Raw genomic sequence first — 13,261 nt, 5'->3', positions numbered from 1 at the left:
TTCACCTGCGATCCAGAAAGTATACTGGCCGCTCTCCGGCGCCGTCACGTAGCCGCGGATGCGCTGGCCGTAGTTGTCGCCCACGTTGGAGGGTGCCTCGAACAGGGTCAGCTCCTTGGTGCTGCTAGGCGCGGTGTTCACCGGGATGTCGTTCACGTTCTCGCTCTGCACGCCCTTCCAGTGCTCCAAAACAATCTTGCCTGTGCCCGATGAAGTGCCACTTGTGGACGGAACCTGAGCAATCGGGCTCTCAACCGGTGCCGATATGTTTACAACAGCAATGCCTACTGCGGCAGATGTCTTTGATGCGCCGGCATTGTCATACGCCTTGGCTGTAAGTGAGTAGGTGCCAGTGGCGGCGTTAGTCCAGGTATAGCTGAAAGGCGCACTGGTGTCTTCACCCAGTTTCACAGATCCCTGGTAAAACTCCACCTTCGTAACCGAGCCGTCAGCATCAGTTGCGTTTGCGTCTATCACGATAGAAGAACCGGTAGCGATAGAGGCATTAACAGTTGGGGAGGTGATGGCGATGGTTGGCGCCTGATTAGCCGGGGCCGAGCTGGCTGACCCGTTAGGTCCCAGTACGATGCCGTTCTTGCTAAGCTTGCTCTGCCACATGCTGTACTCATCTTTCTCCATTTGCTCTGTGATGGCCGCAGTAAGTGGCAGGAACGTATTGTTCTTGAAATCAGCGTTCTCAGCTACAGAGACATCGTTACGGTTGTTGGTGTAACCCCAGGCTGTGATACCTACCACGTTGTTGTCTACTGAGTTAGAGAAGGTCGTGTTGTTTCTGTAGTAGTCTTTGCTCCAAAGGCCGGAAGTATACATGTTATACTTCGTACCATTGTCGAAAGTGGCTGCGTTCACGGCTCTGTTGTGGTGGTAGCGGATATTGTTACCGCCGGCAATACCCATAGAGTAGTTGCCAAGGCCAACCAGTTGGTTGTCATGCGCCTCGATGTAAGCAGGGCAGGTGTTAATATCTCCGTCGCCGTCAGTAATGATACCGCCACCGGAGTACGACTTGCTTTCTGCCTGAACAGGGTAAGCACCTTCGATGTAGTTGTTATGGATCTTGATTGGAGAAGACTGTGTGCCTCTGGAATTGTGAATATTGATGTTGTCCTCAACAGCAGAGTTGTTTGGGGTGTTTATTACCTGGTTCCAGGCTACCTCTGCATGGTTGATAGGCTTCTTGAAGTTAAACTGCACGAATTGTGCAAAAGTCGTTCCTCCATATACACGGCCGTCGATGTTTTTAGCTACGTTATAACGGATTTTGATTGTTTCCGAAGAAGTTCCGTTACCCTCATAGCTTTGGCCGATATAGATGCCTGCTGTATTCTCCATATAGCAGTTCTCCACCACTACACTCTTAAAAACATCTATACCCAGGAAGCGACGCGCTTTTGCGGAACCGCTGTAAGGTGTTGGAGCAAGTCCATAGCCATTCGTATGACGAATGGTAAGGTTTATCTTGTTGCCTAAGCTTCTGATCAGCGGACCGGCTCCGCGGATGTTGGAATGCTCAATAATCACGGGCTCACTTGTTTTGATCTCTATTGCAGCGACATCCGAGTTTCTGGATTCCCAGTTGCCTTTGTAGGTGCCGCCCTTGGTGATAACCAGGGGGCCGCTGTAGGTTTGTGCGTGTACTGTGTCAGGAAGAAGCACGAACAAAATATAGGCAAATAGTTGAGCTACGATTGCTCGACCTGCCCTCTTGCTCAGGTTAGAGGCTTTGGTGTTCATTTCCTTTGGCTAAAAGTTGAAAATAAGATTTTTTAATGTTTTGTTTTCTTTAAAAGTCTCACAGTGTCCTTTGGCTAATGCACTGTTAATAAGATTTTTTCTGTTTTTGAGTTTTACCTCCGTAGTTGTTAATGTGGCTAAAAACTTAATATATAATCTGTTGCAAATATAATGGGGAAAAATTTACATTTCATACATATCCCTAAAGAAAATCATAAAAATTTATATAGTTCATTAAATAGTTATATGCTAATATGACCGTTTTTTATTTAGAAACTCGCTTATAAGTTTGTATGAGCACCTTTAAGAAGGTTACAGTAAAATGAAGTTTCATACTTTTGTCCTATACTTATTTCTGGTGTAAAAGTGCCTATATAGTGAATTGACAATGATTTTTCCATCATTACTGTGATAAATTACCCACCAGGAGTATCAGATAGATTATATAAATATGCAATGTTTGTTATATTGTATTTAACTAATGTTACAAAGTTGCATTGATTGTACTTTTCGTGTGTGGAATTTATCCACACTTTAGGTTTGACCGGAGGAGAATATGCGTTTGGGGTAAATTGGAGGGGATGTGGATTCCACACATTGTGGATTTATGCTGTGTTATAGCGTTGGAGTGGGGCCTGGCTTGATGCCATTCAGGCGGAGCTTTCGCTGCCAGCGAACATACTCGGCGTCTTCCAGTTTTGTGGTTATACTATCCGGAAGTATGGTATTGGCAAATTCATCTGCTGCGGCAAAGGTACTGTCAAAAATTTCGTTGCGCCAGTCATGGTTTTTGCCCAGCACCGCCAGGGTATTGTGGTGCATGCTGTTGCTAAAGGTATTGCCCATCTTGTAGTAGTCCTTGGCCCAGATGCCGCTGGTCCAGAAGTGGAAGGGCTTGCCATCGGGGAATACTGCTGCTACTATAGCGCGGTTGTGGTGCATCTCGATGTGGTTGCCACCCGCTATGCCCAGGCAGTAGTTACCCAATCCCACCAGCTGGTTCTCATACACGCTCACATAAGCCGTGGCCTCCAGGGAGTCAGTGCCCGGAGAATCCATGATGATGCCGCCGCCGGAGTACTCAGGTAAATCCAGTGGGTAGGGGAAAGCGCCCTGAATGTAGTTGTTATGGATGCGGATGGGTGACTGTGGGGTGCCCCTGGAGTTGTAGATGTTGATGTTATCCTCCACGGCGGAGGCCCCGGGCTCGTTTATCACTTCATTCCAGGCGATCTCGGCATGGGGAACCTCGCCACGGTAGTTAAACTGCACGAACTGCACCGGCTCCAGGCCATTATACACCTTGCCGTTTATGTTGCGGGCTCTGTTGTAGCGTATCTTTATACTTTGATCGGGGCTCTCGTCGCCGGTATACGCCACACCCAGGTAGATGCCGGCAGTGTTCTCCAGGTAACAGTTCTCCACCACCACATTCCGAAACACATCCACCGCCAGAAAGCGCCGCGGCTTGGGGTAATCGCTGTAGGAGGTAGGAGGGAGGCCGTAGCCTTCTGTATTGCGCACGGTAATGCTGGCGTCGTGCCCCTGGCTGCGAATCAGGAAACCGGCACCGCGTATTTTGGAGTTCTCTATAATCACCGGCTCCTTAGTACGAACCTCTACTGCCGCCACGTTGGAGTCACGGGATTCCCAGTGCCCGCTATAGGTGCCTCCCTTGGTGATGACAAGCGGGCCTTGGTAGGTGGGGGAGGCGGCATGGGGTGAAAAGTTAAGCACGCGCAGCAGGCTGAGCGCCGCCAGTGCCATAAGCAGAACGGCTACCACAGCAAAAAGCCACCCTTTGCCTATCCGCAGCGTGTGGCTGCGGTGCCAAAGGGTGGCTTTTATACTTGCGCTTTGCTGCATTTACTTCAGCATATACCCAAAAATCCGGCGGGCATAGCCATTCGCCAGGTAATAGGGGATGTAGGGAGGAGGGCAGTTCTTGAAGGTGAAACGGGTGAAGTCGCGCAGGTTGCCGCCGCCCTTGATGTCGAACAGGTGCTTGTAGAAGTTCTGCAGCGATTTGCTCTGGCGGTTCTTGCGCTCCCCGCTTTCCTCCGGGTACGTATAAAGCCTGGCGTCGTAGTTCACGTATAGCTCAAACCCGTTGCGCAGGGCAGTGTGGGTAAAGTCGTAGTCGGCCACGTAGTGCGGGAAACGGTCCTGATCCAGCAGGCCGATCTTCTCAAACACGGCGCGGGGTACAAGCAAGCCGCGTCCCGGCAGTTGTGATACCGCGTGCAGCCCCACCTGTTGCTCTTTTGGCAGCTCCTGCAGCAGGTGCCGCACCTTGTTCAGCTTAAAGTCCACTATCTCGCCCCCAAAGGCAGGCTCGCGGGTTCCGGCATCCATCTCCAGGGCTCCAAGTATGGCGTCCGGCTTTTTAGCCATCCACTTGTAGGTATTCTCAATATAGTCCCCGGCTACCTCCAGGTCGTTGTTCAGCGTCATCACATAATCGGCGCCCAACTGCAGCGCGTGCTTGATGCCCATGTTCACGCTGGCGGTCCAGAAGAGGTTGCCGTCGCCGAACAGGGTCTCCACTTCCGGAAATTCCTCGCGCAGCATGTCGGCGGTGCCGTCGGTGGAGCCATCGTCCACCACAATCACTTTGTAGTTTTGGTTGGTGCCACGCTTCAGGGAGAGCAGGCATTCTCTGGTGAAACTCTTTCTGTTAAAAACAGGGATAACAAGGTATATCATTTCTAATAAGGGCTAATGCTAAGGTTGAACGGTTAGTTCGGCAGGCTTGGCCTGGGTATACTTACTGTAAAACTCGTTGATGTGTTGTGTCTTTAGCGTCCAGGTCTGGGATTTGGAGAATTTATAGCCGTTCATGCCCATCTGGCGGCGCAGCAGGGGTTGGTCGTATAATTTCTCCACGGCAGCGGCGATGGCTTTCACCGTCTCGTTTGCCGTGCTCACCGGCACTTTAATTCCGGCATCGTCGGGCACCAGGTTCCGGGCGCCGTGCAAATCCAGGGTGATGATCGGCAAACCGTAGGCCATGGCCTCCAGGAACTGGGCGGCGCTGGAGTCGCGCAGGCTGCAGAACAGGAACAGGTCATGGCTGGTGTAGGCACGCTTCACCTCATCCCAGGGAACCTGGCCTTTCCAGTTTACCTTGCCTTGCAGCTTATACTCCTCTATCCAGCGCGGCACGTAATCGTGCATGGGGCCATCGCCCAAAATGGTCAGCTCATACTTTACGTCCGGGCGAAGTTGGCTCAGGGCCTCCAGCACCAGCGGCAGCCCTTTGCGCGCGAACAGGCGGCCCACCCACAGAATCTTGAGTGTTTCCTCGGGTATGCGCTCCGGGTAAGCCTCGGGGTAAAAGTCCTCCGGCAGGCTGGTATCAAGGAACATCCTGGGGTTGAGGGCGCCGATGCGCTGGGCCATGTCGTAGGTGTCCTGGTTGGTGGTAAGCACCAGGGAAGCATGCTGCATGGCTCTGCGGGCATTCGGGTTAAACGTCAATAGCAGCTCGCTGATAATCTTGCGCATTACCTCTGTTTTCCAGCTGCTGTAGAAATACTTTTTAAATGCCCTTGGTGCTTCCTGTCCGCCACCGGTTGGGCCAAAAATAAGTGGTTTGTTCAGGCGCCACAGCGCCGTGCCCATCTGCAGGCTGCCGATGGTCACGTGGTGCACCAGGTCGAAGTTTACCTTCTCGTCCAGTTCCTTTGCCTTTTGGTAGGCGCGTTGCTGCCAGTACATGTAGTGTGGGTAAAAGCCCAGGTGGTACTCGAACAGCTTATCAACCCAGGCCGGGAGCTCCACAAAAACAATGTGCAGGTTAGGCAGGGCCAGTCTTTCTACTTCTTTCTCGATGCTTTCCCTGCCTTCCACCGTGGTCAGGCACCATACATCGTGGCCGAGCCTGGCGTTGTTGAGCGCCCAGTTCCAGCCGTTGCCCAGTTCGGTGCCCCGGTTCGGTTCGCAGGCGTATGCAGATAAAAGTAACTTCATAAGCTAATTAAAGACTAAAGCTGAACAGCGCTTTCAGCTTGGCGCTTGCCTTGTCGCGCATCAATTTGTTAAAGTTGCGGCGGTCCGACTCCACATCGCGGATCACGAACTTAGGATGGCGCAGCGGGAACGCAATCTCCTCCTCATGCACCTGCGCCTTCTTGTCGTGCAGGTTAAAAGTATGGGTGGCATCCTCGCCAAAGCCGATGTTGCGGACCAGGTTCACCTCCGGCACAATGCAGAGACCGGAGTTGCTGTATACGGTAAACTCCCACTGGTAATCCCACACATCGCCTTTCCGGATGTTGTCGAAGGTTTCCTCCAGCTTGCTCAATCTATACTTCTCCTCCAGTTTGTTCAGGAAAATGCCGTTGAGGTAGCCCTTGTCCTTCAGCTCCGGGTAGTTGCCCAGGTTAAAGTCGTAGAGCTGCCAGGCGCGACGCCAGGTGGCCCAGCCCCAGCTGTTCACCTTGTCGGAGAAGTAGTAAGAGTAGTCGGAGTCGCGGCGCCAGCCATCGAGGTAGTTGTTGCCGCTGATGTGCATCACGCGGGTGTCGTGCTTATACTTCTCTAGCAGCTCCTGGCAAAACCAGAAGAAGCTTTGCGATGGGATGCAGTCGTCCTCCAGGATAATGCCGTACTCCTCGTGCTCGAAAAGCCAGGAGATGGCGCGGGAGGGAGCCACGCCGCAGCCCATGTTCTGTTCCTGGAAAAGCGTCTTCACCTCACACTCCCAATCCACCTGCTCCACAATGCGGCGGGTTTCGGCGCAGCGCTCGGCATCGGTGGTTACGTGCGGCCTCGGACCGTCGGCGGCCACGTAGAGTTTCTTTGGCTTTACCTGCCGGATGCGGTCGAATACTTTCTGGGTGGTATGGGCGCGGTTAAATATGATCAGCAACACCGGGGTGTGCAGTTGTTCTTGCGGTATAGCGGTACTCATACAAGTAATAAGGGTTATGGTATATACATGTACTGCTATTCTGTAGAAGAGGTTATGTAAGATTTAAACAGAATGCAGTGTTTTTTGGAGGGCCCGCCGGCGGGCTCTCATGCGCATGCCCGATTCGCGGATAAACGTGTAGCTCTCCGGCTGTTGCTCCAGGTAGGCTAAGGCCAGACCCAGGAAAGCATAGAAGAAGAAGGGAAGAATATAGGAGATGCCGTAAATGAAGCCGCTGGTTATAAAAGCCAGGATCACGATCTGCTTTTCGTTAAGGGCCTTGCTTGTAAAACCCTTCTTCACAGCATATACCTGCATCATCATAAACAGGGCCATACCTACAAACCCTATGTAAAACAAAACATCTACATAGAAGCTGTGGAAATGGTGGCCGTTGCCATCTTCAAAAACAGGTGCGTCAATATCATCGCGGTAAAACTGGATAGGCAACTCAAAGCCTTCGAACCGCATACCCATCAGGAAGTTATCCTGGATAAAAGGAAGGTAGGATAAGAATTGATTATACCGCCATCCGCCGGTACCCTGCTCACTGGCATTCTCGATATCAGAAAAGTTCTCCTGGAACTTTGTCAGGATCTCAGGGTGCATGGAGAACAGGAAGGCACTGCTTAAAATGCCCAGCACGGCGATGACGAGCACAATAGGCAAAAGCTTCCCAAAGTTTACCGGCTTGTACGCCTTGAACTTCACCAGGTATACATACACCACAATGATACCCGACATGCAAACCCATATGGTTCTGTGCTGGAAGAATATGATGGCAAAGATCACCACGAAGCTCATCATCAGGTTGTACACTCCGCCCTCGAATAAATACTTGCTGGCAAAGTATAGGAAGGGTATCACAATCATGTACATCGTGCTGGCATTCACCCCCCTTTCATGATTGGTGAAAGAAGCAATGCTAAGGGCCTCCGGGTGGATCAGGACTACATTCAGTATAAAGCCAATCAATATGATGTTGATGATATGCCGCAGCTGCAGGTAGTCGTTGTTCTTATAAAAGGTGTAAATAAAGAACACAAAGTAGAAGAGCAGGATCCGCTGGAAAACATGCGGGTAGATGAAGAAGCTACTATACTTGTAATACGACTCCATGATCATTCCGAACAAGTAAATCGTGACCAGCGCAAAGACAAGCCGCATGAAAGGGGACATGGTCTGGAAACGGTAGGCACTGTACAGGAGAGCTACTCCTGCATTCAGCTTTACCAGCATACTCAGTATGGAGCCCAGCGTGTTTTCATCATTCCCGGAAATCAACTCCAGGTACATAGGGTCAAGGAACATGACCATAAGCAGCGGAATGGCGAATATGATACTGTAGTTTAGCTTCATGGTATCAAGTACGAACTATATTCAGGTGTTAAAGAGGGGACTATCAGCCTTCTCTTTCATTAACTTAGGAGGATACGTGTTTCCTGTGTTAAGGATCGAGCTGAACAACTGCAGGTGCTGATTTAAAATCACTTCCTCAGAAAAGTTGGCTTTAGCAAAGGCATTTGCCTTTTTAGAGATTCCGTTGGCCAGGTCCTGGTCGAGCAGCAGCCGCTCTACTGCAGTTGCCATATCGGCTGCTGAGGTCACATCGCACAAGATCCCTGCATTTCCGTGGTCTAGCAAGTATGGCACAAAGCCGCTGTCCTTGCCACCAACCACCGGGGTGTGTGCAAGCATAGACTCCAGTACAGCCATGCCAAAGGACTCCTCGACTGACGGGTGTAAAAGGAGTTTTGCCTTAGCCACATGCTGCATCAGATCATCCTGTGAGAAGGAGCCCAGAAATTGCACGCCTTCCTGTAGGTTGTGTTGTTGCGCATACTGCTGGGCTGCACCTCCTGGCTCCATGTCTACCCCAATCAGGTGATACTCCAGCGACGGAAACTTCTCCCTCAGCTTTGAGAAGGCGTGTAGTGCCCTGGGGATTCCTTTTCGCTTGGTGAAACCATTTACCACGGACACTATAAAGTTTTCCCTGGGCACGCCTGTAGGGATGAGGTCGCCTAAGTATGGCGCGTAAAAGTTGTTGATAACAACCGCCTTCCTTTTACTTCCGGCAGGCAGGTTATCGTATGTGTAGGCTGAGTTTGCTACCAGCCATCTTGCTTTACGCAATACCACAGTATTGATTAAGTAGCGCACCAACCTGAACATATCCGTTTGGGTCAGTAGGATTTTGAGGGCGTTATCGTGTATGCTAACAACGGTGGGGATTCCGCTGTCGATTGCGGCCCAGGCATACTCGTAGGTCCAAAAAGCATAATTGATATCAGCGGGGTTCTGGCGCATGATGGCCTTCAACTGCTCATACTCAAATCTGAAGAACCTTCTGCCGGGCTGTTGCCTGGCCGGGCTGATGCACAGCGTTACCTGTTCGCCACGGATCACAGCTGGCTCCGTTACCTCCAGCGAGTTAGTATATACTACAACGTGATGTCCTTTTTTCGTTAATCCGTTTATGTAGTAAGATACGAGTGGGAAAGAGCTGATCGCGGGTATAGGCACATTTCCAAAGTCACACTCCAACAAATCAATATCTACCGGTCCTGATACTCCAATAACCATAATCTATAACTTAACCTTCTGTACTGTTTGCTACAGTCTTTTTATACTTCGATATCATCCTGCCGTAGTAGCTTGTCGGGTTTTCCTCAACCCCAAGCTTCGAGAGGAACATGTTTATTTGGCTCTTTAGGGTCTTTTGGGGGAAGAATAACGTCAAGACAAGAAAGAGAATGGCCCCCGTGCTGATTTGAATGCCAAGTATAAGTATATGCGACAGCCCGACACTTCTAAGCATTGTGCTGAGCACATAGATTACAGATCCTATTATCGCCCCGTTCACCACACCAGGTATGTATGCCTGCAGCTGCTTTAAGTAGCTGAGCTTCAGGATCCGGTTGAGTACTGTTTGATAGAAAAGGGTCCGGACCAATTCCCCTGCAAGTATGGCAAACGCAAAACCAACGAGTCCATACTGCCTAAACACAAAGAAAAACCCGGTAATCACGGCTATAAATACAAGGGTGAGCACGATCTTGATGTTGAGTACGGCTTTAGCGTCACAGACAATACCGGCAAACATGGTAATAAAGCTCAGCGGGATCGCCAGGCAAAGCACCTGAAGCACAGGAATCGACTCTCCCCACTGGTCACCCAGAAGTAGGTACACCACCTCTGGCGCCGCCGCTAATAATCCCAGGCAGGTGGGTATGATAATGGTTGCCAGTAATGTGGTGCTGGAAATATAAGCGCTCGCCAGCTTTTCGGTTTCTGCCTGTAGCTTACTGAAAGACGGGAATATGACACGGCTTATGGTGCGGGTAAGCATGTACATGGGCAGGTTCACCAACCGGTGAGCCCTGTCGTATATACCGAGACTGTATGGCCCGAGCGTTTTCCCGATAAGTATGGTGGCCATGTCCTGGCTGAGAAACTCCAGAAAACTGATGATAGACATTTTGCTGCCATAGCTGAACAGGGGCTTGTAAGACTCCCACTTAAAGAGCGGCAGGACGTTATGCCTTGTTATAAAGTAGGCCCCAACGGCTACAAGTGTTGCCTGCGTAAGCGTGGCGATAACAAGACTCCACACACCATACCCCAGGAAGGCAAGCAGCACCCCCACGCCTAAGTATGAAATAACGTAGGAAAGCGTCTCAACAATGCTCAGCTCCTTGAAGCGCATGTTGCGCTCAGTCAGACTAGTGGCCGTGGCCGAAAGGCCAGCGATTAAAAAAGCGAGCGACATGGCACGAACAATCGGTATGACAGCCTCGCTCTCAAAGGTGCCATTGTCAAAAAACAAGGCAGCCATAGGGGCCAGGGCCCACACCAGCAGCATGAATAGTAAGCCTAGCAGCGTTGAGGATGTGAATGCTGCCCGGATATTATCCGCTGTTAACTCCTCCTTCTGAATGATTGCCTGCGATAGGCCAAGGTGCGCAAAGTAGCTTCCGAAACGGATGATAACACCGGCAATGGCCACCAGACCAAAAGTCTCCGGGGCCAGCAGGCGGGCCATGGCCGAAGTATAACCAATCTGCATGATGGCATTGGCTATGGTGGACACTGTTCCCCACTTCAGGCCGCTGACAGCTTTGGAGGCTAAATTCTTACTCATCTGTGATACGGTAAAATAGAAGCAGACAGGGTGCAGCTGTTAGAGCTGCACCCGCTGCATGTTGGTATAGGCTTAGGCGTAATAGTACTTGGCGTTCTTCTTGTAGCCGTACTCGTAGGTCTTGTTGTAGTTCAGATCGTTCATGATCATGTAGATGTTCTTGATCCGCTTGGCATTGTAGAGCTCGTTTATTTCCGCCAGCATGTCCTTGTTGGTATACTTGTGCTTCACCACGTACAGGTTCACGTCCATGTGGCGCATCAGCACGAAATACTCCGATACATACCCGATTGGCGGCGTGTCGATCACGATGTAGTCGTAATGCTCCTTCAGCTCGGCTATGAGCTGCTGCATGCGCGGTACTTCCAGCAGGTGCAGTGCATTGTTCGGGATCGGTCCGCATGGGATGATGTCGAGGTTCTCCAGCGGAGTCTTCTGCACCACTTCCCCCAGCGGGAGCCCCTGCGTCAGGTACGAGGAGAGACCAACCGACTCTGCCACCGGGAAGTACTTGCTGAAGGTAGGCTTGCGCATGTCCGACTCGATTAGCACCACGCGCTTGCCCGACATGGCGATCTCCGAGCTCAGGTTCACGGAGCAGAACGTCTTTCCCTCGCCCGAGATGGACGAAGTCAGGCCGATCACCTTGAAATCCTGGTTCGCCATCAGGTACTGCAGGTTAATGCGTATCGACCGGAACGACTCGGCGATGGCGGAGCGTTGGTTGTTCAGCACGGCCAGTTTATCGGACTTGGAGCCATGCGCCACCACCCCCAGAAACGGTATGTTGGTCAGGTTGCTCAGGTCGTTCTTACCCTGTATGGTGTTGTCTACGTTTGATAGCAGCACAATTACGCCGGCAGGTATGGCCAGGCCAATGATCAGGGCCAGCAGGTAGATCATCTTCGGCTTCACGTTGACCGGCGCGGTGCCCACCATGGAGGCCTTGTCCACTATCTTTTTGTCGGTGGCGTTGGTAGCGAGGGCGATAGATGCCTCAGCGCGTTTCTCCAGCAAGAAATCATACTTCTTATCAATAAACTCAGACTGGCTCTGCAGGTCCATGAGCCTGCGCTCATTTTCCGGCAAGGAGGCCAGCGTTGCTTCAATCTTATTGATACGCTCGCTCACGTTGGTAATAGAGATGTTAGCCGACTCCACCAGGTTCTGCAGGTTCGCCTCGATGGCGCCGCGCGTGTTGGCAATCTCGCCCTCGATCTTGCGCAGCATCGGGTTTTCCTCCGTGGCTGTGGTTCTGTAGCCTGCCTTTTTCTGGTTCAGCTCGGCTAGCTGCAGGAACAGATTGTTGAGGATCGGGCTCTGGATACCGCCCACCGTGGGCGAAACCGACTGCGCGATGCCGTTTCCGTTACGGATCTGGTCCAGGATGTTCTCATAGTATGTCTTATCAGTGTTCAGGCGCGCTCGCTCGGCCTCCAGTTGCGAGAGCTTCTCGTAGTTGAGGTTAGACTGCACGTTGATGTTGGCGATGCGGTTGTTGGAACGGAACGAGGAAAGCGCGTTCTTGCTCTGGCGCAGCGAGTCCGAAAGTGTTCCCAACTGGCTGTCGATGAACTCCAGCGTTTTCATGCCGTTCTCGTTCTTGTCTTTCAGGTCGTTGGCCACGTACTCGGCCATCAGCGTGTTCAGGAAAGCCACCTGCTTGTCGGGTATGCTGCCCTTGCTGCCCAGCACCAGCACCCGCGCCTCACGGTCGATCGGGGCGATGCCCAGCGAGCCCTGCTGCTGCTTCACGAGGCTTTCCAGGCTGTTGATCACAAAGTAGTATTTCGTGGCCGGGGGCAGGTTCTCCACATCGCTGCGCTCCAGCGTCAGGCTCAGGTTCTCATCCTTGTAGGGCTCGCCGAACTTAAGCGTTTTCTTAAAGCTGAGTTGCGGGATAGAGCCTATAACGGCATTGGTACGGAAGTCGTAGCGCGGGGCGTTCTGGGCCTCAATCTCCAGCTCGTAGGTGTTCTTGTCCAGCAGGCGCACCGTTATCGGGATATCCACCAACTGAATGGAGCTAGTGTCCAGCTCCACCTCGTACGGGGCTGATTTGTACTCTTCCTCCACCACCAGGTCGCTTATGTTATTAAGCCAGTGATCGGTTACCCGGTAGTAGGCAACGGTAAAGTCCAGTTTCCGAAGGGCCTGCTTTATCATCTCGGCAGACGATAAAAGGCCGATCTCGTCCTCAACCTTTATACCCCTGCTTTGCACATCCAGCACCTCCAGCAGTTCCTGCGCCTTTTTGGAGCCGGTCTGCTGGTCACCGAGCAACAGCGTGGATTTAAACTCGAAAACGCGCGGGGAGCTCTTTACATACACGTACCCTGCAGCCAGGGCAATCACAGCACTCAGGGCGAACCAGTACCAGTTAGACCTGAACTTGAACAACCAGCTCTTTATGTCTATCTCGTGCTCCTGTTTATTTCTTCTCATCG

9 protein-coding genes are annotated in these 13,261 nt (G+C 51.7%); all 9 read right to left on the bottom strand.

Going from position 1 to position 13,261, the window contains the following annotated elements:
• The coding region (locus tag A3841_RS20440) for an Ig-like domain-containing protein (protein ID WP_073854938.1) at nt 1-1,755 on the bottom strand (1,755 nt) is incomplete at its 3' end.
• 615 nt (nt 1,756-2,370) lie between these two features.
• Nucleotides 2,371-3,621 (bottom strand): glycosyl hydrolase, encoded by a 1,251-nt coding sequence (locus tag A3841_RS19250; RefSeq protein WP_139308020.1) that lies wholly within the window; start codon nt 3,619-3,621, stop codon nt 2,371-2,373.
• Nucleotides 3,622-4,461 carry a glycosyltransferase family 2 protein gene (locus tag A3841_RS19245; RefSeq protein ID WP_073854936.1) on the bottom strand — a complete coding sequence of 280 codons (840 nt, stop codon included), beginning with the start codon at nt 4,459-4,461 and terminating at the stop codon, nt 3,622-3,624.
• A gap of 18 nt (nt 4,462-4,479) precedes the next feature.
• Nucleotides 4,480-5,727: a glycosyltransferase family 4 protein gene (locus A3841_RS19240; protein WP_073854934.1), complete on the bottom strand. Its 1,248-nt coding sequence runs from the start codon at nt 5,725-5,727 to the stop codon at nt 4,480-4,482.
• Between the two features lie 7 nt (nt 5,728-5,734).
• On the bottom strand, nt 5,735-6,670 hold the full coding sequence (locus A3841_RS19235) for a nucleotide-diphospho-sugar transferase (protein WP_073854932.1): 936 nt from the start codon (nt 6,668-6,670) through the stop codon (nt 5,735-5,737).
• 63 nt (nt 6,671-6,733) lie between these two features.
• Nucleotides 6,734-8,029: an O-antigen ligase family protein gene (locus tag A3841_RS19230; RefSeq protein ID WP_073854930.1), complete on the bottom strand. Its 1,296-nt coding sequence runs from the start codon at nt 8,027-8,029 to the stop codon at nt 6,734-6,736.
• 21 nt (nt 8,030-8,050) lie between these two features.
• On the bottom strand, nt 8,051-9,256 hold the full coding sequence (locus A3841_RS19225) for a glycosyltransferase family 4 protein (RefSeq protein WP_073854928.1): 1,206 nt from the start codon (nt 9,254-9,256) through the stop codon (nt 8,051-8,053).
• Nucleotides 9,257-9,266: 10 nt separating this feature from the next.
• Nucleotides 9,267-10,814, bottom strand: a complete 1,548-nt coding sequence (locus A3841_RS19220) for a lipopolysaccharide biosynthesis protein (protein WP_073854926.1) — start codon at nt 10,812-10,814, stop codon at nt 9,267-9,269.
• A 72-nt stretch (nt 10,815-10,886) separates the two neighbouring features.
• A complete protein-coding gene (locus A3841_RS19215; protein ID WP_073854924.1) occupies nt 10,887-13,259 on the bottom strand; it encodes a GumC family protein in 2,373 nt (790 codons plus the stop codon).
• Nucleotides 13,260-13,261: the final 2 nt, after the last annotated feature.

The organism is Pontibacter flavimaris, from assembly GCF_001907195.1.
GTDB classification, from domain to species: Bacteria; Bacteroidota; Bacteroidia; order Cytophagales; family Hymenobacteraceae; genus Pontibacter; species Pontibacter flavimaris.
Note: the sequence above shows the minus strand (reverse complement) of the source record. Positions and strands in the feature narration are given on the sequence as shown.